Origin of the sequence: Commensalibacter sp. M0133, assembly GCF_016101485.1 — a bacterium.
Taxonomy (GTDB): domain Bacteria; phylum Pseudomonadota; class Alphaproteobacteria; order Acetobacterales; family Acetobacteraceae; genus Commensalibacter; species Commensalibacter melissae.
Map to the genome: position 1 here is coordinate 125,015 of NZ_JACFQI010000003.1, position 22,572 is coordinate 147,586.

General features: G+C 33.2%; 25 protein-coding genes and 3 pseudogenes. 16 read left to right on the forward strand and 12 right to left on the reverse strand.

Translation table 11 applies throughout. The features are described 5' to 3' along the window. Positions 1–51 precede the first annotated feature (51 nt). From H3T46_RS07090 to H3T46_RS07105, 4 genes are all read left to right on the forward strand, one after another. The gene (locus H3T46_RS07090; RefSeq protein WP_198198053.1) at positions 52–306 is read left to right on the forward strand and encodes a hypothetical protein; all 255 of its coding nucleotides are present in this window, start codon (positions 52–54) and stop codon (positions 304–306) included. Positions 307–585: 279 nt separating this feature from the next. Then, positions 586–858: a hypothetical protein gene (locus H3T46_RS07095; protein ID WP_198198051.1), complete on the forward strand. Its 273-nt coding sequence runs from the start codon at positions 586–588 to the stop codon at positions 856–858. Positions 859–876: 18 nt separating this feature from the next. Further along, positions 877–1,230 carry a hypothetical protein gene (locus H3T46_RS07100; RefSeq protein WP_198198049.1) on the forward strand — a complete coding sequence of 118 codons (354 nt, stop codon included), beginning with the start codon at positions 877–879 and terminating at the stop codon, positions 1,228–1,230. Next, a complete protein-coding gene (locus H3T46_RS07105; protein ID WP_198198047.1) occupies positions 1,227–1,388 on the forward strand; it encodes a hypothetical protein in 162 nt (53 codons plus the stop codon). The genes H3T46_RS07100 and H3T46_RS07105 overlap by 4 nt, the downstream gene beginning before the upstream one ends. A gap of 2 nt (positions 1,389–1,390) precedes the next feature. Here the strand turns inward: H3T46_RS07105 and H3T46_RS07110 are convergent, their stop codons facing one another. The 7 genes and pseudogenes from H3T46_RS07110 to H3T46_RS07140 form a co-directional block, all read right to left on the reverse strand. Continuing rightward, entirely contained in the window at positions 1,391–2,278 is an 888-nt protein-coding gene (locus H3T46_RS07110; protein ID WP_198198045.1) for an S-4TM family putative pore-forming effector, read from the reverse strand. Between the two features lies 1 nt (position 2,279). Beyond that, complete coding sequence (locus H3T46_RS07115) at positions 2,280–3,308, reverse strand: SMODS domain-containing nucleotidyltransferase (protein WP_198198043.1); 1,029 nt, start codon at positions 3,306–3,308, stop codon at positions 2,280–2,282. 470 nt (positions 3,309–3,778) lie between these two features. Then, positions 3,779–3,856 (reverse strand): annotated as a pseudogene (locus H3T46_RS09035) (hypothetical protein); the annotation flags it as partial. A gap of 29 nt (positions 3,857–3,885) precedes the next feature. Continuing rightward, positions 3,886–4,566, reverse strand: a pseudogene (locus tag H3T46_RS07120) (DUF5131 family protein); the annotation flags it as partial. 213 nt (positions 4,567–4,779) lie between these two features. Beyond that, positions 4,780–4,917: a hypothetical protein gene (locus H3T46_RS07130; RefSeq protein WP_162988543.1), complete on the reverse strand. Its 138-nt coding sequence runs from the start codon at positions 4,915–4,917 to the stop codon at positions 4,780–4,782. A 37-nt stretch (positions 4,918–4,954) separates the two neighbouring features. After that, entirely contained in the window at positions 4,955–5,104 is a 150-nt protein-coding gene (locus tag H3T46_RS07135; protein WP_155566442.1) for a hypothetical protein, read from the reverse strand. Between the two features lie 125 nt (positions 5,105–5,229). Continuing rightward, complete coding sequence (locus tag H3T46_RS07140) at positions 5,230–5,847, reverse strand: LysE/ArgO family amino acid transporter (protein ID WP_198198037.1); 618 nt, start codon at positions 5,845–5,847, stop codon at positions 5,230–5,232. A gap of 447 nt (positions 5,848–6,294) precedes the next feature. Between H3T46_RS07140 and H3T46_RS07145 the strand changes: the two are divergent. From H3T46_RS07145 to nrdG, 3 genes and pseudogenes are all read left to right on the forward strand, one after another. Further along, positions 6,295–8,349 (forward strand): annotated as a pseudogene (locus H3T46_RS07145) (anaerobic ribonucleoside triphosphate reductase); the annotation flags it as partial. Between the two features lie 27 nt (positions 8,350–8,376). Then, entirely contained in the window at positions 8,377–8,544 is a 168-nt protein-coding gene (nrdD, locus tag H3T46_RS07150) for an anaerobic ribonucleoside-triphosphate reductase (protein ID WP_155580118.1), read from the forward strand. Beyond that, positions 8,531–9,037: an anaerobic ribonucleoside-triphosphate reductase activating protein gene (gene nrdG / locus H3T46_RS07155; RefSeq protein WP_198193923.1), complete on the forward strand. Its 507-nt coding sequence runs from the start codon at positions 8,531–8,533 to the stop codon at positions 9,035–9,037. The genes nrdD and nrdG overlap by 14 nt, the downstream gene beginning before the upstream one ends. Before the next feature lie 77 nt (positions 9,038–9,114). Here nrdG and cynS read toward each other — a convergent pair whose 3' ends face one another. Continuing rightward, a complete protein-coding gene (cynS, locus tag H3T46_RS07160; protein WP_198198034.1) occupies positions 9,115–9,558 on the reverse strand; it encodes a cyanase in 444 nt (147 codons plus the stop codon). Between the two features lie 328 nt (positions 9,559–9,886). Here cynS and H3T46_RS07165 point away from each other — a divergent pair, with 328 nt between their 5' ends. Genes H3T46_RS07165 through H3T46_RS07185 form a run of 5 tightly spaced genes read left to right on the forward strand, consistent with a single transcriptional unit; the run spans position 9,887 to position 13,341 of the window. Continuing rightward, a complete protein-coding gene (locus tag H3T46_RS07165) occupies positions 9,887–10,804 on the forward strand; it encodes an FAD-dependent oxidoreductase (RefSeq protein WP_198198032.1) in 918 nt (305 codons plus the stop codon). A 5-nt stretch (positions 10,805–10,809) separates the two neighbouring features. Next, entirely contained in the window at positions 10,810–11,007 is a 198-nt protein-coding gene (gene thiS, locus H3T46_RS07170) for a sulfur carrier protein ThiS (RefSeq protein WP_155565035.1), read from the forward strand. A gap of 2 nt (positions 11,008–11,009) precedes the next feature. Then, on the forward strand, positions 11,010–11,774 hold the full coding sequence (locus H3T46_RS07175) for a thiazole synthase (RefSeq protein ID WP_198193926.1): 765 nt from the start codon (positions 11,010–11,012) through the stop codon (positions 11,772–11,774). Next, entirely contained in the window at positions 11,774–12,376 is a 603-nt protein-coding gene (locus H3T46_RS07180) for a thiamine phosphate synthase (RefSeq protein ID WP_232350025.1), read from the forward strand. The genes H3T46_RS07175 and H3T46_RS07180 overlap by 1 nt, the downstream gene beginning before the upstream one ends. Further along, entirely contained in the window at positions 12,376–13,341 is a 966-nt protein-coding gene (locus H3T46_RS07185; RefSeq protein WP_198198030.1) for a HesA/MoeB/ThiF family protein, read from the forward strand. The genes H3T46_RS07180 and H3T46_RS07185 overlap by 1 nt, the downstream gene beginning before the upstream one ends. Before the next feature lie 325 nt (positions 13,342–13,666). Here the strand turns inward: H3T46_RS07185 and H3T46_RS07190 are convergent, their stop codons facing one another. The 3 genes from H3T46_RS07190 to H3T46_RS07200 all read right to left on the reverse strand — a co-directional run bounded on the left by H3T46_RS07190 (position 13,667) and on the right by H3T46_RS07200 (position 15,666). Next, on the reverse strand, positions 13,667–13,978 hold the full coding sequence (locus tag H3T46_RS07190) for a MarR family winged helix-turn-helix transcriptional regulator (protein ID WP_198198028.1): 312 nt from the start codon (positions 13,976–13,978) through the stop codon (positions 13,667–13,669). A gap of 174 nt (positions 13,979–14,152) precedes the next feature. Continuing rightward, complete coding sequence (locus tag H3T46_RS07195; RefSeq protein WP_198198026.1) at positions 14,153–14,893, reverse strand: LexA family transcriptional regulator; 741 nt, start codon at positions 14,891–14,893, stop codon at positions 14,153–14,155. Positions 14,894–15,147: 254 nt separating this feature from the next. After that, complete coding sequence (locus H3T46_RS07200) at positions 15,148–15,666, reverse strand: flavin reductase (protein WP_198198024.1); 519 nt, start codon at positions 15,664–15,666, stop codon at positions 15,148–15,150. A gap of 499 nt (positions 15,667–16,165) precedes the next feature. On the opposite strand from H3T46_RS07200, the gene ssb reads away from it, so the two are divergent. The 3 genes from ssb to H3T46_RS07215 all read left to right on the forward strand — a co-directional run bounded on the left by ssb (position 16,166) and on the right by H3T46_RS07215 (position 19,165). Further along, positions 16,166–16,561, forward strand: a complete 396-nt coding sequence (gene ssb, locus H3T46_RS07205; protein WP_110439458.1) for a single-stranded DNA-binding protein — start codon at positions 16,166–16,168, stop codon at positions 16,559–16,561. Between the two features lie 16 nt (positions 16,562–16,577). After that, positions 16,578–17,114 carry a hypothetical protein gene (locus H3T46_RS07210; RefSeq protein WP_155567767.1) on the forward strand — a complete coding sequence of 179 codons (537 nt, stop codon included), beginning with the start codon at positions 16,578–16,580 and terminating at the stop codon, positions 17,112–17,114. A 611-nt stretch (positions 17,115–17,725) separates the two neighbouring features. Further along, on the forward strand, positions 17,726–19,165 hold the full coding sequence (locus H3T46_RS07215; protein WP_198198022.1) for a glycoside hydrolase family 32 protein: 1,440 nt from the start codon (positions 17,726–17,728) through the stop codon (positions 19,163–19,165). Positions 19,166–19,254: 89 nt separating this feature from the next. On the opposite strand, the gene H3T46_RS07220 is transcribed toward H3T46_RS07215, so the two are convergent. Continuing rightward, the gene (locus H3T46_RS07220; protein ID WP_198198020.1) at positions 19,255–20,799 is read right to left on the reverse strand and encodes a phosphoenolpyruvate carboxykinase; all 1,545 of its coding nucleotides are present in this window, start codon (positions 20,797–20,799) and stop codon (positions 19,255–19,257) included. Positions 20,800–21,284: 485 nt separating this feature from the next. On the opposite strand from H3T46_RS07220, the gene H3T46_RS07225 reads away from it, so the two are divergent. Further along, on the forward strand, positions 21,285–22,565 hold the full coding sequence (locus H3T46_RS07225; protein ID WP_198198018.1) for an O-acetylhomoserine aminocarboxypropyltransferase: 1,281 nt from the start codon (positions 21,285–21,287) through the stop codon (positions 22,563–22,565). Positions 22,566–22,572: the final 7 nt, after the last annotated feature.

The following is a 22,572-nucleotide window of genomic DNA, read 5'->3' on the forward strand; positions in this document are numbered from 1 at the left end:
GAGAAGCCACCTTAACGGGTGGTTTTTTTATGTCTGGAAAAGGAAACACAGATGGAAAATATCATATTCATTATCAAGTCCGTATGCTCTTTTTTATGGAAAGGGAAAGGGTGGATCATGGCGGGACTGCTTTACCTGACAGGTCGAAGGACCGCGAATAGGAACAACCTGATCAGGACACAGGATGAAGTCATCAAAAATGACCGGCAGACCCTTCAGACTGTTCAGGCAATGCAGCAGGCAGCCAATCATTCACCTGAAAACATGGAGGAATTGGAAGATGTGCTGGAGAAAGGGCAATTCTGATGAAACCCATTATTTTATTCGCGACGGTTTTTCTTGCGGCATGCTCGTCATCGCCACGTGCTGTCTACCGGATTGAATGCCCGCCATTGAGGGATTACAGGACCCAGTCACAGGAAAAGCTTTCCAGCGAGATCAAGGCGTTAAAACCTGACAGCGAGATCATCCGTTACCTGCTGGATTACAAAAGCCTGCGTGACATGATCATTGCCTGCCAGAACACCAGAGATACCAGCCACCGCTAGGGTGGTTTTTTTATGTCCATAGAAAAGGAGAGAACAGATGGATTTTTTTACCGAGCTTCTACAATATATCATCAATGTCCTGCCCAGTAATGTGGCGGGTGATGTTGTCGCGGTTGTCACTTTCATCGTGACCCTGTGCACCCTTGTCATACGGTTCTGGAAAGAGCCTGATCCAAAAAGCGGATTGCACGGTCTGTGGTCTTTCATTCATCTTCTGGCCTCTTTCAGGCTGCCAGACAGGCAGGCGGGAAAAGATGGAAAGAACGGGGATGGCACCAATGGAAAACAGGCGACACCAAAAACACCGTAACCATTGCCCGGGTGAGTGGTGGAGCTCGATACTGCTGGTCATGACGGGAATGTATGCCCTTGCATATTTCATGGCCGGCAGCATCTTTCACTATTCATTCGTCAATGGATTCAGGGCGATCCTTCCTGCCTGTATTTGGGAAGGGTCATTCATACTTACAGGGACACTGCAGCTTGTTTCATTGATGTGCGGGAGTTTCAGGGGAAGGGGTGTGGCCTCTTTTCTGGCGGCATCCCTTTTCATATGGGGGGTGCTGAACATGCTTGTCTACGAGAGACACTGGCATTTTGGCATTGTTGCCTGGGGAACATTCGCTCTGGTGAACCTTTACACCCTGGCAAGGATACTGGCGGGGGTGATAAGGGATCATGAATACAGTCTATGAGTTTTGCAAATGGTGGTGGCTGAACAATTGTGAATGGATCAAGATTCATGATCCATGGGTCATTCCTGTCATAGCGATCTGCATACCGTTAAGCATGGTCATTCACGCCATCTGCGCGATTGTCAGGATATGGCGGGGGAAGTGAGATTAATTGTTTTTTAATCTTTCTTCTGATATTTTTTCTTCTTTTTCTCTGGAAAAATTATAGATACAATCAGGAATGGCAGGTGAATCTTTTCTAAGATTATAAATACAATCTTGTATTTCAGTAATTTTTGAAAATATTTCTTTTTTAGTCAAATTTATTTGTTCAGGTTTTTCTAAATATTCATAATATTTTTTTTGTATTTCTTCAATTGTTTTTATGGTTTTATTATGTTTTGTCAAAAGATTCGTGATAATTTTTAACAATGTTATAATACAACTCCATTCTAGATTATTATTGTGATGAGCAGAAGATATGCAAGGTAATACGATAATGAAAGAACCTAAAAATATTATTATGCCTACCAATATGTTTGTATATTGTATATTTGAGTTTAAAGTCCAACATAAATTTTGTTGCTGGCATTTTAATATGGAAAATGGATATTGATAATTCTCATTGGTAAAAGGAAGGTACCAATTTTTTAGTAGTTCTTTTTTTTGTGGATTTTTATTTGATTTTTCATTAAGCTTTATTATCGTATCTTTAGAGATATAATTTTGGTACCTATTTTCAATTTCAAAGAGTTTTGTATCAAAAATTTGTTGGACAGAAGCGCCTGTATTTATGTAATTTTGAGATTTATTTTCTAAATAAATACTGTATAAGTATGATAGTATCATTAAATACTGTAAACAATATGAATGCTCTTGAGAACACCATATATTCAGCAATCCTAGGGCTATCGGAATAATAAGATTAAAAAATATTGAGCCAAGAAAATACCGTTTTGCGTAAGTATAGGCTTGTCTTTGAGCCGTAAGATATTCAATAAACCTATCACTATTTTGTTTTTCATTAAGATCACAATTTGAAATCTGAGGCGTCATTTTAAAATATCTCTATTAAAGAAGATTTGATATCATCTTGATTGGGTGAGAAGAGCGCATAAAACAGAATATTCATATGTTTTTCTATAGTTTCTTTAATCAATTTTATCTTGGAAGAATCTAAAGAGTTTATATTTCCTTCAAAGTCTTTAGAATTTTTAACTCGTTGCCCAATATTTTCTTGAAGATAATATAATCCGTTAAAAAAGAAATCATAGGTATTGTTATAAGGAACATAATTGTATTTAAAGAAATTAGCGATCATTATTTCAAGTAAATATGAAGGGAAACGGTTGTAATTTTGTTTGTTCCAATATTTAAAAAGACGAATTATTTCTAGTAATTTCCCCGAACAATTTTGGTTGATATTTGTAATAAAATCCTGATCTGTTTTGGGATTGGTTAACATCCAATGACCATTTCCATTAGGAATAAAATAATAATTATCTTTTAAGTTATAAAAGCATGGAACAATATCAAACGTCCATGGATAACTATTTAATTTTAGGGTGATAGCTTGTTTATGCAGATTTATTTCTGCTTTTTCATAATGAGGAACTTTTTGTAAATTTCTTTTTAATTCTTTAAGGACTTTTCTAGAATTAAGATGTAAATTTCCACTGTTATTTTTATCTATAAAATTATTCCATGTACCCAGATTAAAAATATCTTTTGGACGAAGTGTTACGTATTCATAACTTTTAAAAAAATATTTAAATAGATGTCCATTTAGCCCTATCATTAAGTCGATATCATCAAGGGGGTCAATTTTTGTCCTTCTTGAAAAAGAACCAAAACTTGTGTCATATTTTTTCGCAAATTCAAGCATTGAAGAATTATTTTGTGAAAAATTATTAATTTGTTTAAACAGAAAATTCCTGCTATCTCTAGCCTTAGTTACATCAGCTTGTATATTTACTTTTTTTTTAATTAAATTCTGTAAAGCTGAGTTGATAGTATTAATTGCTGAGTTGATATTATTAATTGTTAAAATTGCTGAGTTGATATCATTACTTCGTAAGTTAGACATTAAAAATCGAACCTTTCTTTAAAAAATTATTTTATGAATGCACAATTTTTAGAAATATTTTGAAAACTCTTTAATTTTGTTAAAAAAACATAAAAATCTATAAAAGTAAAATTGAAAATGATTACAAACGATAATGATTAAAATATTAAAATAAAAATTTTATAATAGTACTATTTTAACATGGTTAGTTAAATATATAATTTTTTGATTTTATATAAAATCCCATCGCTTTTATATGCATTTGCTTATTGTAATATCTTGTACTTTCTTGATAAAAATATTAATATAATATGACAAGAAAAAGTTATGATAATGAAAAAAAATTTGTTAAAATATTCGTTTCCAAAGTAATTGATGAAATGAAAGAAACTGACAAGCAAATAATCAAACATCAACAAGAAGTAGAAAAGCGTCTTATTGAAAAAAAAGAAATTATCGAACAAGTTGTACGATTAAGAAAAAAATAAATATTATATATTGTAAGCGATTGGAAGTTCATTCCATACAGCACCCTTGTATTTCCGTCCATTGGCTTTTTTCGAGCGTTTCTTATTATCCTTTCCCCATCGTCCCCATTGCTTGAAGAAAAAGGCGGTATTATAAAGGCGGTATTATAAATGCGACAAGCATCGTAAATATCATCGATCCATTCCTCTTTTATTGGGCGGGCAGAAGAGCCACTTTCTCCTCCAACAATGGCCCAATGAATATTATTGAGATTGATATTCCCAACAGAACCTATCAGGGGTTCAAAAGAGATGAATCTAACAATTGCGGGAGCACCACGAAGATGTTCAATGCGATCAGTGACCTCTTGGTTCTCTACACTTGTTCCTAGCCATACATTAGGTAATACTCTATTTAGTTTCGTAACGAAATCAGCCATTCTTTGAGGACGTTTTGTCAGAATTTGATAGAAATGACGTGGTGTATCCTCCATGACTTTCCAAATTTGATGAATAAAATTGTCACTAACACCGGAATGGAATAAATCACTCATGGAATTAACAAATATTTTACGAGGTTTTTTCCATTTATATGGAAGAGAAAGAGTTTGTTTGTCTTCCCTGATTATACCGTTCCATATCATTTTATGATTTGTTTTTTTTAACAGTCCACGGTATTTTTCAACACCCATCGCTTCAAGTCACCTTGACATTTCCATGGCATAACAATTCAGGCATCCAGATTTTATTATTGAGCAACCTGCTACAGGATTCCAGGTGGTATCTGTCCATTCAATTTGAGAGTTGGCCATGGTTCAAATCCGTGGTAGTTATAATTTTTAAAGGATTTTTTTGATATAAATTTGTTTGAAGTATGATAAATATCCAACTTATAATCTTATTTTTTTATTAATTTAACAATTAAAAAAACATATTATTAAGGAATAAAATAATTTATTTTTGATCAATTTTAAATACAAATAAAGGGAATAAAACAAGATGACTTTATTTGTATTTAATCAAATCTATTTATTTTTTTTGTTGATTTTGTCAACCAAAGGTTTGTCAGGAATCAGCTTATCATTTTTATTATTATTGGGCATGTTGTCGGTTTTTTTTGAGGGGGCAAATTTATCTACTTTAGAAGTTTTATTTTTGGTCATGATTTGAACTTTCCCAACGAATTAATAGATCAAGAGTTTATTTCTGAACTAATGGATGTGTTTTAAAATCAATATCAAAGGACCAGCCATTCTCCTTTTGTGACAATGTAATTGTGGCCTTGCCCAGTCGGTAAACCAATAGAACAAATAAAGTAAATAAAATAAGTTTTTCCAGTTTTCTTAGCATAATTGAATTCCTTATATTATGATACAGTTACATTATAATGCTATTTCGTTAAATTAATAAGTGTTTTATCATTTATATCAAATGAATTACGGTTTTTAATGTGACCAATCAGATTTCTGGATTTATCAGTTTGTTGAATGAAAAATTAACATATAGCTCAAGAAAAACATAAGCAATGCAATAAATCCCTCAAGCAATTTCCAGGTCAGGGGATTTTGAAAAAAGGGTTGTAAAAACTTTGCACCATATCCAAGCAATGTAAACCAGGTGACACTTGCCATACAGGCCCCCATGCCAAAGAACCATTTGCCAATACCTGCAAAACGTGTTGAAATGCTGCCGATCAGAATCATTGTATCTAAATAAACATGCGGATTTAAAAAGGTAAACGCCAAACAGGTCAATATTGTTTTATTTCGGCTTGCTGTCTTTTCTTTTGTCGGATTTAGGGTTTCAACGGTTGACAGAGCTCTTTTGGCCGCCATTAAACCATAGGCAGCCAAAAACAATGCCCCTCCATAACGGAAGAATTGAAGCAGTTGAGGACAGGTTTGAACAATCTTGCCTATTCCTGCAATGCCTGATGAAATCAGTAAAATATCGGACAGGGAACAGATAATGATGATTAAGCCAATAAAATTCTGTTGCAATCCCTGTCGCAGTATAAAGGCATTTTGCGCACCAATTGCCATAATCAGACTGGCGGTTGTAAGGAAACCAGATATGACAGCTGATAAATTCATGAACGGTCTCTTAAGGATAATAATCAATAGATATAATGATGTATAAAATGAGGTTGGATCTAGCCAGGATTATATATATTTGGAAAATTTTATCCATGTGTCTAGGTCAAATGAATGAATAAATTTTCAATATTTAGTCGCTTTGGCAGAGGTTTCAAATAGATCAGATGGATAGGATAAAATGAAATTCAACAGTCAAGCAAAAATAGATAATTTAATAAAAAATATCTATAAATAGTTCTTTAAAAATTTTTACATACAATATATAGTATTAAAGAAAGGTTTCGAAAATATTTATATAAAATGGTTCAATTGTTTTTTGAGTTATTTTTCAAGTGAATTCGATAGACTTGAATATGCAAAATAAGCCTGTTTGAATTTTTAGTTTCGATCCCGCAAAATAGGAATTGATTAACTGTAGAGTAAAATAAATACCAGGGAGTTGTTTGGAATATGTTAACACGTGATGAAGGTGTCAAAATTGCGATGAAGCCTGTTCTAAGCATTCAGAAACCTGATCCGGTGTTCTCAAATGAAACTGGATTGATGGATATTTACAAGAAATTGACTTTTACAGCGGCCCAGGATGAAGATATTAAGCGGGAAAATGCGAATATTGATGGGGATACCGCTATGGGCACAATGTTGAAATACGGTTCCGAAGGATCAAAATTCTTTATAGATCAATACATATTGCCTGAAGAAATTGCACATGCCCATCAGAATGGTGACATTCATATTCATGACAAGGATTTTTACATGTTGACCGAAACATGTTGTCAGATTGATTTGATTAAATTGTTCAAAAAAGGTTTTTCAACGGGGCATGGTTATTTAAGAGAACCTAATTCAATCGAGAGTTATTCAGCGCTTGCCTGTATTGCCATTCAGGCCAATCAAAATGAAATGCATGGAGGGCAAAGTGTTCCCAACTTTGATTATGCAATGGCGGATGGAGTTAAAAAAACATTCAGACAAGAATTTTGGAAGGTTTTTTCAATTTTTTTGCAAATTGAAACACAATTGGGAAGTGTGGAAATTGATGTTTTTCAAGATCAGGTTGAGCATCGGATAGGTGTTATTGGCCTTCAATTTTTAGAATCTTATGGAGAAAAATTATATCAACTTGGGAATTTGGGTGTTGATTTAGAAATAATAAGGAAAGCTTATAACTTTGCATGTAAAAAAGCGCTCGGTACAACAGAGAGACGCACTTATCAGGCGATGGAAGCGTTTATACATAATCTGAACACAATGAATTCACGTGCTGGGGCACAGGTTCCCTTTAGTTCAATTAATTATGGAACGGATACTTCTGAAGAAGGTCGCATGGCTATTCGAAATCTTCTGCTGGCAACGAAAGCGGGGCTCGGTAATGGTGAGACACCTATTTTCCCTGTCCAGATTTTTAAAGTAAAGGAAGGAATCAATTTTAATCCGATAGATAAAAACTATGATCTATTCAAATTGGCGATGGAAACGTCCGCTTTACGTCTTTTTCCAAATTTCAGTTTTATCGATGCTCCCTTTAATAAAGTGTTTTATAAACAGGGTGATTATAAAACGGAAGTTGCATATATGGGATGTCGTACACGTGTTTTGGGAAATGTTTATGATCCGGACAGACAAACAATATGTGGTCGTGGAAATTTAAGCTTTACGTCAATCAATTTGCCCCGGCTAGCCCTGAAGGCAAAAGGTAATACAGATTTATTTTTTCAGTTGCTCGATGAAATGATTCATCTATCTTTTCGTCAACTTATACATCGGTTTCAAATTCAGTGTCGTAAGAAAGTAAAAAATTACCCTTTTTTAATGGGACAAGGGATATGGATCGATTCAGAAAATTTATCAGAAAATGATGAAGTTGCTGAAGTTCTAAAGCATGGCACTTTAACGGTTGGTTTTATTGGTTTGGCTGAAACCCTGAAAGCTTTGGTGGGTTTTCATCACGGGGAAAGCGAGGTTGCGCAGGAGTTAGGGCTAAAAATTGTCAGTCATATGCGTAAAAAAACAGATGAGGCGGCAAAAAGAACAAAACTTAATTTTTCATTGATTGCCACGCCTGCCGAGGGTCTAAGTGGCCGTTTTGTCCTTATGGATCGTGAAAAATATGGTGTCATATCTGGAGTGACAGATCGGGATTATTATACGAATTCTTTTCATGTTCCTGTTTATTATCCAGTAAAAGCGCATGAAAAAATTGGACTTGAAGCACCCTATCATGAATTAACCAATGGTGGTCACATAACCTATATCGAACTTGATGGTGATATATGTAAAAATTTGGATGCGTTTGAAATAATTATCCGTTACATGAAACAATCTGGAATTGGTTATGGGGCGATTAATCATCCTTTAGATAGAGATCCTGTTTGTGGATATGTTGGTGTTATTGATAATGAATGTCCACGTTGCGGGCGTAAAGATGGTGAGGCGGTCAGTATCGCTAAACTGAACGAATTAAGACAGATTTATTCGAATGTTCCAGATTATAATTAGAAAGGGTTAATAATGGGCAAATGCAATATGGTTAAACCTATAGAACATGTTCAAAAAAATTTCAAAATGGTGGGAAAAGATATAAGTTTCGCCAGGACACGCCGTATAACGGGATATTTGGTTGGTACATTGGACCGTTTTAATAATGCCAAACGTGCTGAAGAAAAAGATCGTGTCAAGCATGGCTGTAGCTAAACTGCGTATCAGTGGTATAGAAGCAGAATCTATCGTGGATGGGCCTGGGTTGAGGTATGTTGTTTTCACCCAGGGTTGCCCTCATCAATGTTTCGGATGCCATAATCCTGAAACACATGCACTAAACAGTGGTTATGAAATTTCTATTCAAGAAATTATCAATGACTTTTTGAATAATCCACTTTTATCAGGCATGACGTTTTCGGGTGGGGAACCGTTTTTGCAGGTGGAAAGTCTTGTTTTACTTGCCAATATTGTAAAGAAAACAGGAAAAACGCTGGTTACCTATACGGGTTATACGTATGAACGATTATTGGAACTGGGAAAATGCAATCCTTTAATTATCCATCTATTGGAATTGACTGATATTTTGATTGACGGTCCATTTCAGATCAGTCAACGGGATTTGCAATTGTCTTTTCGAGGCAGTGCCAATCAAAGAATTTTATATAGAATGGATCGGCAACGAATAAAAGATCAATTAAAATATTGATTTAAATTAATGAAAAATGATCCTCGATAGATGGATAAAGGATCATTTATAGTATAATACTGATATTTTTGAAAAATCTAGTATTTTTTATAAGGTAAGAATTTACCGCTAAGTTGAATATTAACACGATCCCCATTGGGATTAGGTTCTCTGGTTATATTCATTGAAAAATCAATGGCGCTCATTATACCATCTCCAAATTCTTCGTGAATAAGTTCCTTGATGGCTGATCCATATACATTAATTAGTTCATAAAAACGATATATTGTTGGATCAGAAGGAATGGCAGTTGGAAGACTTCCTCTATTGGGTGGAACGGTCAACCAATTGGTTTCCTCCTCTGTTAGATCAAAAATAGAAGCGATCAGAACGGCCTGTTCTTTATTTAAAGGCATTTGCCCGAGACAAGCGGCTGTAACATATTCCTTACTTAATCCTAAGGTTTCGGCAACAAAAGACCATTTAATGTCTTTAATAATTTTGGTTTGAATTATTTTTTCTGTGATTTGTAGACGGTTCATGATAATTTCCAAATAAAAAATGTTACATTGAGTTGAATATTCTTAAATTTGATAATCTAATGACATGTGATATTTGGATATTTTATTTTTACTATCAATAGTTTTAAAGTATATATTTTGTTTTTTGTTATAATTATGTGTTATAATTTTCAATTTATAATTATATAATTAATATTATTATTTTATAAAAATTTAATAATATTTAATAATAATAAAAATTTTTTAATTATTGTTCATATTCACTTTCTTGTTCCTTTTCTATTTATCCATTTCATATGATAATCAGTTGAATATTGATTATGAGATCAATTTATATAAGGTAGGATAAATGGCTTGGTCTATTCTTGGTAGTGGTGTTACAGGATTGTGTATTGCAACAGTTTTATGTGAAAAGGGTGAAAAACTAGAGGTTGTTGAAAATCCAAATATTCAGGCCGCATCATATTTTGCTGGCGGTATGTTGGCACCATTTTGTGAAGGGGAAAGTGCGCCAGATATTGTCGTAAAAAATGGACAATTATCTGTTGAGTGGTGGGATAATCATGTCAGCAATGTAAAAAAAACCGGAACCATTGTCATTGCGCCGCCTCGAGATATGTCTGAATTAAGACGGTTTGCCAATATGACCATTTGTCATGAATGGGTTGATCCAGGTAAGATAGAAAAAGATTTGAAGGGTCGTTTTTCTGAGGGACTGTTTTTTCCTTCTGAGGCCTTTATCGATCCTCGCTTGGCCTTGCAGGAACTAAAAGAAAATTTAAAAAATAAGGGTGTTAGTTTTCATACGGGTTCGCCCAAAGGAAAGATCATTGACTGCACTGGTATGGCGGCAACCAGTTCATTAAAAAATTTACGGGCTGTTCGTGGTGAAATGCTAATTTTTGAATGCCACGAAGTTAATTTTTTACGTCCAATTCGTTTATTGCATCCGCGGTTTCCCTGTTATCTTGTACCTCGGGCAAATGGCCGATTTATGGTAGGGGCAACAATGGTGGAAAGCAATGATGATAGTCCCATAAGTGCTAGGGCCCTGATAGAAATGCTGAGTTCAGTATATGCAATTCATCCAGCCTTTGCTGAAGCAAGGATTATAGAAACAGGAACAGGATGCAGACCCTCCTTTCCTGATAATATTCCACAGATTATTGAACAGGATGGTAAATTTTATATTAATGGCATGTATCGACATGGTTTTTTACTTGCTCCGGTTCTGGCATTAGATTTTGTGAAGAAAATTTTGGGATAATGAAAATGAAGTTATATTTAAATGGCGAATTCATTACAACACAGGTAAAGACTTTGGCAGATTTGCTGAAGGAAAAAAATATGGATGTATCTTGTGTTGCCAGTGCGATCGACGGAAATTTTATTCCTCGGGCACGTTATGAGGAGACCCAGCTGCAGGAAAATATGAAAATCGAAGTTGTATCACCAATGCAGGGAGGTTAGTTGTGCAATTTTATAATCAAAATCTTCATTCAAGATTGTTATTGGGTACTGCCGGTTACCCTTCGCCAGATATCTTGATACAAGCCATTCATGCTTCAGAGGCAGAAATTATAACTGTCAGTTTACGCAGGGAAGGGGTGGGAGGTTCTGAATTTCGTCAGTTAATAGCAAAAACAAAAAAAAGGTTTCTGCCAAACACGGCAGGTTGCCATACCGTGAAAGAGGCCGTGACAACAGCGCAGATGGCACGTGAAGTTTTTGAAACAAACTGGATTAAGCTGGAAATTATCGGTCATGCGGATACTTTACAACCAGATCCTTTTGCAACAGTTGAAGCTGCCAGGATTTTGTCAAAAGAAGGATTTGAGGTTTTTCCTTATACGACCGAGGATTTAATTGTTGGTGAAAAGTTATTAGAGGCAGGTTGTCAACTTTTGATGCCATGGGGGGCACCGATTGGATCTGGACAAGGTTTGCGTAATATTGAAGGATTAAAAACAATGCGTCAATATTTTAAAAATATTCCTCTTATTGTTGATGCGGGGATTGGAGCGCCAAGTCAAGCAATCGAAGCGATGGAAATAGGTTTTGATGCAATTTTACTAAATACGGCAATTGCGAAATCAAAAGATCCTATTTTAATGGCGGATGCTTTTAACAAAGCTATTTTAGCGGGACGGATAGCATATAAGGCGGGATTAATGGAAAAGCGTAATATGGCCTATGCCTCAACACCAGCATATGGATTGGCGGATCTATCATTATAATGGAAAAATTTTATTTAGTCACAGAATCTGTCTCATTAATTAAAAAATTATTGCCTGTTGGGGTTAAATTGATTCAATTGCGAATTAAAAATATGTCTCAACCGGATTTGAGGCAAAATATTATGGAAGCAAAAATCTGTTGTGAACGTTATGGCGCGCAATTGATTTTGAACGATTACTGGGAATTGGCTTTAGAATTGGGTATAAATTTTGTTCATTTAGGACAAGAAGATTTATTAAAAACAGATTTTAACAGAATACGAAATGCAGGAATTCAATATGGGATTTCCACACATGATAGATCAGAGTTGGAAATTGCGTTGAAGCTTTACCCTGACTATATTGCATTGGGACCAATTTATCCGACTGTATTGAAGAAAATGAAATGGCACCCGCAAGGGTTATCAAAACTGAACAGATGGAAACAGAGAATAAAAAATATTCCTTTGGTTGCTATCGGGGGATTAACAGTTGAACGGATTCCTTATGTTTTGAAAGCGGGTGCAGATAGTTTGGCAGTAGTAACAGATATTAAGACTGCGTCAGATCCAATCAATCGTTATAATGCTTGGCAAAGACAGATTAAAAAGGTCATCAATTAATGAAAAAACGGTTTAAAAAACAGATAATGTTATCTGAGGTTGGTATTGAAGGTCAGGAGAGATTAAGAAAGGCCCGTTTATTAGTTGTAGGATGTGGTGGATTGGGTAATACGGTTTTACCATTACTTAGTGCAGCGGGGATAGGTTTTATAAGGGTTTATGACCATGATATTGTAGAGGAATCTAATTTACATCGACAATATATGTACTCTAAATCTGATCTTGGCAAACATAAAGCTTTGGTAATGCAGAATATTTTATATCGTCAAAATCCTGAGTGTCATATTGAGGCTTATGCTCAAAAATTAAGTTTTTCATATATTTCTGATGCAATGCGTGGAATTGATCTGGTTATAGATGCAGCTGATAATTTTATGGTGACGTATCTTCTTTCTGATAAATGTTATGAAATGAATATTCCCTTTATAAGTGCTTCTGTTCTGGAATTTCAGGGATATGTAGGGGCTTTTTGTGGTGGTGGGCCAAGCTATCGCTCGGTTTTTTCAAAACCTTCGTTTTTGAACAATAATTGTAATAATATTGGAGTAATGGGACCTGTTGTTGCGATTATGGGATCTATTCAGGCAGAAATGGCTATAAATATAATATTAAAGCTTTCCAAACCGACATTAGGAAACTTGTTCCATATAGATTGCATTAACTGGAGAGTTGGTCAGATTTGTTTTAATGATGCGGAAGAACCTGAACTAAAAACAATTATTTCATTATTGGATAGGGACAGTCTCAAAGTTGATGATTATTTGGTTGAATTACGGGATGAAATTGAAGCTCCAATCAGTGTTAATTCCCATGTTGTTCGGGTGAAACCTGAAAATATAGAAAATAGTAATTTTCCGACCGATCGACGAATAGTATTTATTTGTAAGACTGGGATAAGAGCTATTAAAGCAGCATATCAGTTACAATTTAAGGGTTATACAAATTTAGGCATTATAGCGGATTAACTTTTTTTAAATATTATTTATATTAAATTCTAATAAATTGTAATTTAATAATACAAAAAACGTTATATTTTAATTCAATCAACAAAAATTTTCAGCAAATTTAACGATTATTGTTTGTAAATATAATTGTAATGATATTCTTGAATATATCGAATGTTTTTTAATAATAAATAATAATATATCATTTTCAGTTAAATATAAGATTTAAATATGCGTTTTTAAAATATTTTATTTAAGTATAAAGGGGAAATATTTTACGGTAATGTATTTTTTTATAAAAGATAAAGAAGATGCGTTTAAAATTATATAGTTAAATGTTTAAGGATTAACAGGCATGATACATAGAATAGGGTATAGTTTGAATTTGTTGAATATAATTCTGACCAATTAATGTTGATGAAACGATTACTTTACGTCCATCTTGTGTATCTGGTTTACGTTTAACAAGTTTTAATTCTTCTAAACGGTTAATTGCCTTAGTTACAGCAGGTTTAGAAAGATTTAATGTTTTAGAATAATAATCGATACTCGCTTCAATCGCTTCGTTATAAACCAAGGATAAGATTGCAAGTTGACGAACGGTAAGTGCAAAATGACTACTGGCAGAATTTTTAATAATTTGAAAAGAAAGATTCATTTTAATTAATATCCTTTTTGAAAACAAATAAATAAGGTTTTTCAATTAAGTATTGATATAACAATGATTTTTTGTGTTATGCTTTTATTTTATAGGGAAAAAAACCGTCGTCAACAATTTTTGGTAAAAATCCCGCAAATGCAATGAAACGAATCGTTAACAAAAATAAATCTTTTAATTCTGTAATTTTATTCTTTGTATAGTGTTATGATAACAACCAATAACAAGACTTTGAATTGTTACAGATGGTGTAACATTATTTTTTGAGTGAAAAGGATTTGAACGTGGTAAAATTATAGGGTGTGTAAAATTAGGATTGTTACTATAAGGCCAGAGGAAAATTTTTCCATTTTCTTTTATTTCAACTATTTTAAGGGTTTGTTCATAACAATTTGTTAATTTATCATAACGAATAGTAACAACACATTCACCATCTTTAGGGGCTCTTTCTAAATCAGAAAAGTTGACAGCAATGATTATAGACCCTTTAGGGTATAACAAATTCATTGATTCATCTCTGATATTCAAGGCAAAGCTATTTGTATTTTTAAATTCAGGATTCTCAGGAACGGGAAAAATAATCCATTCGGATCGTGGCCATTCTACTTTCTGAATCCATTGACAGGCTTCTATGTTTCCTTTGATATAGATTATTTTCAAAGAAATAAAAGGGTTTTTTAAAGTCAAAGAGGGAGGGGAAGATTGTGGATTTAGGGCGTTCAGAAAATAGTCAATACTGATATTTAATGAATTTGCTAACTTGATTAACTTGTCAACTTTGGGAAAATTACCATTTCTCCGCATATCTCTAATGAAATCTGGACTTATACCAGCATTAATACATGCCTTGCGTTCACTAATATTTTTTTCTTTTATGATGTTTTCAATGTTAAATAACAGCTTTTTTATGTTCATTTTTAAAGAATAATACCATACTAATTAATTAATTATATGTGGTATTTTAACCGGAATATAAATTATAAAGGTTAAAATACCGTACGTTTATTCATTATTGCAATTTAAATTGATGAAGGATAGCAATTTTTTATAGAGAGATTTTAATTATTCAAATTATAGGATATGATCTACATAACTTATTGATATTAATTATTTTTAATGAATGAATCAAATAGAAGCTAAATTATGATCTTTCATGATATTAATATAATTTATTTTATATCTAATATTTTTGAAGTTGAGCAAAAATTTCTATCATAATAAACGAGATTATCGTTTTTATTGTTGATATTAATTATATTAATATTTGTGAAAAAAAGCGAATGTGTACCGTATTCTTTAATTTCATTTATTTGACCTTTCAAATAAACCAATGCATCATTAAGATATGGTGGGTTTTTGTCAGTTTTTTGCCATTCATCTTGTAAAAATCTTTCTTGCATACTAACTTTTGTAATTCCGGCAAAATGTTTTGCTGCATCTAGATGTTTGGAAGAAAGAATATTGATACAAATATTTTGATTATCTTTAAATATTTGATTTACTTTACTTTTTTTATTGATGCAGACTAATATTGTTGGAGGGGTGTCGGTTATGGAACAAACTGATGTTGCGGTAATCCCGTGTGGACCAGTATTTCCATTAGTAGTTATAATGCAAACACCTGCAGCTAATTGCGACATGGCATCACGGAAATTTTTCTGTTCTTGATTTAAAATAGATAAGTTCATTTAATATCCTTTATATAAAATAATAATTAATTATTTCATTTATAAAAAATTAATAAAATATCTATTTAAAGGCAAATTAAATTATATATGCATTTAAAATTTTAGTTAGTGTAATGAATATAATTGCATAAAAAATTTTAAAAAATAGATTAAAAAATTAATAATTTATCAAAATATTATTTATGCTTGATTTTTTTTTAAACAGTGTTAATTGATTGAAAAGATAAGGAAGGTGCTGTTTTAAATAATGAATATTAATAAAAATTTATGAATATGGAAAAGCAGTTATTTCTTAAAAGATGGTTTAGTATTATATATCTAAAATAATTTTAATATATAATAACAATTAACATTTTATTTGAATTAGTTATTATTAGAATAAAGGAACAGTAGTAGAATTAATAAAAGGTTTAATTACAATATATAGCCATTCATCAATTTAAATAAAATTTATGAGAATATGTCATTAATGGCAGAATTAATATGAATAGGAACTGAAATGAGTGGCTTTATAAATAAAGTTGTTTTGATTGGTATTTTAGCCAAAGATCCAGAAATAAAAATGATCCAATCTGGTGATAATATAGCGACTTTAGTCCTAATGGTAAATGATAGCTGGGAAAATCGACGTACAGCTCAACAAATTAATAAAGTTGAGTATTTTAAAGTTGTCGTTTTTAGTAAAAATTTGATTAAACAAATTGAAACTGTCATTAAAAAAGGGGATCAGCTATACATTGAAGGACAATTAAGAGTTCGGAAATGGTACGATGAACAGAAAAATAATCATTATAGCGCAGAAATTGTTCTTTTCTCTCACAACGGAATATTAGTATTGTTGAATGATAATAATATAAAAGAGGAATTATTAATTAATCAAGAGGCTTCATCATGATTAAAGAAGGCCTTTTATGAAAAAAAGTATAAAAAAACGGATTAATAAAAAAAAATTACCCTTTATTGTACGTAAACATCATCTGGAAGCACAATATAATTCAGGAAAACTAATAATTGATGTTGGTATTGATCCTCAAAATATAAATGAAAAAGTTACACGATTACGACGTAAATGTGTTTATGATGAGATGATGAATCGTGGTAGTATAAGTGTTACCCAACGTAATTGTGCTGAACGATATGCCATTTTGTGTGAAAAAGCTTTCGGACAGAGCAGTTCAATTTACGCACGTATAAGTCATTGGTTGAAAGAAGGAAAAATAAGTGGTGGAAATTGGGAACCTATACCTTCACAACATGATGCATACAGTAAATTATTATCTATATGGCAAGAAATTGGGCGTTATCATCTTGATATTTTGAATATGATTATTTTGGGAAATATGAAATGTAAAGAAATATCCCAATTACTTAAATTGAATTTGAACTATACTATGGGTCAGGTTCTATCAGCTTTTATTTTATTAGAAGAAGCTTTGGAAAAAAAATAATATTATGATAAAATTATAACGTATATAATTAGTAGTTTAATCAGATGGAAAAGTTTTAATAATTTTTTATTGGGCAGCCTTTAGGCTGCTTTTTTATGCCCAGGTATAATGATATGTGTCACAAGTTATATAATTATCATACGTGGAATAAGCTTTAATTCAATTTCTTGTCAAAGTGTATTTTTATATATTTTCGAAATGATATTGAGCTCATCTTGATTATGTAGGAAAAACATCTGGTGTTTATATATTGTCCAGGATGAATGTAACCTTCATGGAAAGGATGGGCTGAAATAAAATGTTCTTTTCAAATTGATGGCCGGACATCAACTGGATCTGATAGTTAGTAATGATAGTTTGTATCCGGATGGAAGAAATTCTTGTTTAAGTCAGGATATTAATACGGAAGATGTCTTTAATTAAAATTTAAAAAAAACTATTCGTAAAAATTTCATTTTATTTATTTTGTAAAGAAATTTTGAATGAAATTATGATATCATACAAGTAATCTTAAAATTTCTGTTACGGAATTATCGATTTATGGATGGATCTTGTTAGATCGTCTATTTAACTAAATAATATTGGCATTCATATTTTGAATGGAAATCATTATGAGATCTTTAAGTTCAGCTGATAATTTTGTTAAAGAAGCGATGAAGAAAAGGGGTGATAATTATTACCCAAAATTTCATATTGCCGCTCAATATGGTTGGGTTAATGATCCAAATGGTTTAATTTATATTAACGGGAAATATCATTTTTTCTTTCAACATTATCCTTATAAACCTATATGGGGGCCTATGCATTGGGGGCACGTTGTCAGTGATGATATGGTTCATTGGGAGCATATGTCAATTGCTCTATATCCTGATCAGGAATATGATCGGGATGGTTGTTATTCAGGTTCAGCTGTAAATAATAATGGTATACTAACCTTATTTTATACAGGTCATCGATTTTTTGAGAAAACCGGTGAAAATTCACGAATTTTTCAAGTTCAATGCATGGCGACAAGTGTAGATGGAATTCATTTTACCAAACATGGACCTGTTTTATATTCTCCAGAAGGAATAGTTGATTTTAGGGATCCCAAAGTATGGCGAGCTCGGGAAAAATGGTGGATGGTTGTGGGGGCAAAAGTAAATGATTTGGGTCAAGTGAGGTTATATCAATCGGATAATTTAAAAGAATGGCAATTTAGATGTATCCTACATCAGGCAAAAGATAGCGTAGATGGTTATATGTGGGAATGTCCGGATTTTTTTAGTGTTAATAATAAAGATGTGTTAATTACTTCACCTCAAGGTATGCCTGCTCAGGAATATGATTACCGTAATTTACATCAAAGTGGTTATTGTATAGGTCAATGGGAAAAGAATGGAACTTTTTCTATTGAAACTTCATTTAGAGAAATTGATCATGGTCATGATTTTTATGCCCCCCAGACATTTGAAGCTGCTGATGGGCGTAGAATTATGGTCGGATGGATGGAGATGTGGGATGCGCCTCTTCCTAATCAATCCGAGGGTTGGAACGGCGCGTTAACCTTGCCTAGAGAAGTTTCATGTAATGAGATTGGTAAATTATATTGTAAACCAATTGTAGAATTGGAATTACTTAGAACAGATTACAAAAAATTCGAATTGATTGCTTTAAATAATGAGGTTTATTCATTGGATGAAACATATCAAGAGCTGAAGCTATCGATTGATTTGATTGCTAGTTCAGGTAGGTGTTATGGTTTAAATATTGAAAGTGCTGGAAGAATTAGTGTTGATTCAGCTTTGAAGCGGTTAATATTTGAGCGACATAGTTCTGATTATGAATTACAATCCTGTCGAAGTATTTCTTTAAAGGGAATGTTACGAATAGACTTGCATATTTTTATTGATGCCTCTTCTATAGAAATTTTTGTTAATGAAGGTGAATATAGTTTAACTAGCAAGATTTATCCGATTTCTGACCAAAAAAAGTTAACGTTATTTGCTGAGAAAGGGACCGCAATTTTTAAAAATATAGAAGAATGGAAATTGGATTCAATTTTTAAATAATCTGAAAGTTATGATTTTGATGATGAGAATAATTTTTCAAACTATTTTCTCATCATCATGTTAAATAAAATTTATCAAAAAACTATTATCTAATATTTTAATTTGGGTCCTGCTTGATAGATAGTTTCAGAGACGTTAAATTTCTTGAAATTATCAATAAATTGTTGCGCTAAATTTTGTGCGGCTTGATCATAAGCTTGTGGATCTTTCCAACAGTTGCGTGGATTTAGAATTTTATTTTCAACATTAGGTATTGCAGTGGGAATATCCAGATTCATAATTTCAAGATGCTCTGTTTTTGTTTCGTTAATAAGGTCATTTTGTATCGCATGGATAATTGCTCTCGTTGTTGGAATTTTGAACCTTTTACCTACACCATAACCACCTCCTGTCCATCCTGTATTAACCAAATAAACATGCGAATGAAAATTTTTAATGCGTTTGATTAAAAGTTCTGCATAGACTTGTGGTGGACGTGGAAAAAAAGGTGCACCAAAACATGTTGAGAATGTGGATTTGATTCCTGAACCGGATCCTATTTCCGTTGATCCAACCAATGCGGTGTATCCAGAAAGAAAATGGTATGCAGCTTGTTCATGATTTAGAATGGCAACAGGTGGCAAGACGCCGGTTAAATCACAAGTCAAAAAGATAATTGCATTAGGTTCGCCCCCTTTGTTATTTTTTGCTCGTTTCACAATGAAATCACGAGGGTAGCAAGCTCTTGTATTCTGAGTGAATTGTTCATCATTGTAATCAGGCTCACGTGTCACTTTATTTAATACGACATTTTCAAGAACACTTCCAAAACGGATAGCTCGCCAGATAACGGGCTCATTTTTTTCACTAAGATGAATACATTTTGCATAGCATCCTCCTTCAATATTAAAAACTGTTCCTGCACCCCAACCATGTTCATCATCTCCAATCAGGTAACGGTGTTCATCGGCTGAAAGTGTTGTTTTACCTGTTCCTGACAATCCAAAAAACAAGGTTACATCACCTTTTTCGCCAATATTTGCTGCACAATGCATGGGTAAAACGTCTTGCTCAGGCAAAAGAAAATTTTGCACAGAGAACATGGCTTTTTTCATTTCCCCGGCATAAGGCATTCCTGCAAGTAAAACTTTTTTTTGAGAAATGTTAATGATGACAGTTCCCTCAGAATTGGTACCGTCTCGTTCAGGATTGCACTTGAAACCGGGAGCGTTGATAATTTGCCATTCAGAAAGTTGTTTTGGATTATAAATATCAGGATTGATGAAAAGGCATCTTCCAAACACGTTATGCCAGGCGGTTTCGGTAATCATTTTGACGGGTAGATAATAATTTTGGTCAGACCCGACATGAACATGAGAAATGAAACATGCTTGTCGATTGATATAATCCTCGACATGTTTCCATAAGGTGTCAAATTTATTTTCGGAATAAGGTTGGTTAATTTTACCCCAATTAATCGCATTTTCTGTTATGGCTTCTTTAACAATAAAACGATCAGTCGGGGACCGTCCGGTTCGTTTGCCTGTTTTTACTGTTAACGCACCATTAGCGGCCAATTTTCCTTCATTGCGTTGAATGGCTAACTCAACAAGTTCTGCGATGCTAATATCTGTATAATGTTTAACGTGATTCATTCAATAATTTCCAACGGCATTATCAGGTTTAAAGATAAAATTATGAATTATATGCAGTCGGTTGTTTAATCACATATATGCTATTATTTATCTATTTAAATTATCAAAAAGGGTTTGTCATGATTATAATTGTTAAAATTCTTGATCAGGATCGTTATTTTTGGAAAAAGCATATGAATGTATTCAAGGGTTATTGAAGAACGATATAAATAGATCCTTTTATCTGTTTAAATCAATTTTTATTTAAAAAAATATTATTCTGATTTTACTATCACTTAAATTTGAATATAATTACGAAATTATATCGATTTTTTTTTAAAAAAATTTTCAATTATTCGATTCGATATTTAATAATGATTGTTGATATTTTTGAATTGTATTACATTTATTTCGTAATTTTCGATAAATAGATAATTTAACGAAAAACAAATCATCATAAATGATGATTTGGCATCATTTTTCATTTTTATATCGGATCATAAATAATGAGTAAAAACACCAATTTTGAAACCTTGGCTATTCATGCGGGGGCAACACCTGATCCAGTAACAGGGGCAAGAATAACACCGATTTATCAGACTACAGCTTATGTTTTTAAAGATGTTGATCAGGCAGCCAATCGCTTTGCCTTGACAGATGCGGGAAATATTTATGGTCGGATTACGAACCCAACCCAGTCTGTATTGGAAGAACGGGTGACAGCACTGGAGGGAGGAAGTGCAGCATTGGCAACTGCTTCTGGACATGCTGCAGAGTTTTTAACCTTTCATACCCTGATGGAGGCAGGGGATAATTTCATCGCCGCTCGTCAATTATATGGTGGTTCAATTAACCAGTTTGCCCAGTCTTTCAAATCATTTGACTGGCATGTTCGTTTTGCTGATATTGACGATTTATCCACTTTTGAAAAAGCAATTGATGGTCGGACAAAGGCGATTTTTATTGAAAGCTTTGCAAACCCTGGTGGTATAATTGTTGATATAGAGGCCATTGCAAAAATTGCTTATGCCAATCATATCCCTTTGATTGTGGATAACACCATGGCGACGCCTTATCTGGTTCGCCCTTTTGCACATGGTGCTGATATCGTGATTCATTCCCTGACTAAATTTATGGGGGGACATGGAAATTCGATGGGCGGCATTATTGTTGATGGTGGTAAATTTGATTGGAAAAAAGATAACAAATATAAAAAAATTACAGAGCCACGACATGATTATGCAGAGTTGGTTATTGCGGATGCGGCAGGTTCATCGGCTTTTGCAATTGCTGCGCGTGTATTGGGTATGCGTGATTTTGGTCCAACAATTTCTCCTTTTAATGCATTTTTGATCTTAACGGGAATTGAAACCTTACCTTTGCGTATGCAGCGTCATTGTGACAATGCAAATGTGGTAGCTCATTATCTGGCTAATCATGAAAAGGTTGCGTGGGTTTCGTATGCTGGATTGCCTGATAATAAATATAATGATTTGCAGAAGAAATATGCGCCTAAAGGGGCTGGATCAGTATTTACCTTTGGAATAAAAGGAGGATATGATTCAGCTGTCCGGTTTGTCTCTTCGTTAAAAATGTTTTCTTTATTGGCTAATATTGGAGACACGCGTTCCTTAGTCATTCATCCTGCATCGACTACACATCGTCAATTAAGTTATGAACAAAAAATTGCTGCAGGAGCGGGACCCGATGTGATTCGTCTATCGATTGGTATCGAAAATGTAAATGATATTATTCAGGATCTTGAACAGGCCTTGGCACAAAGTTAAAATATAG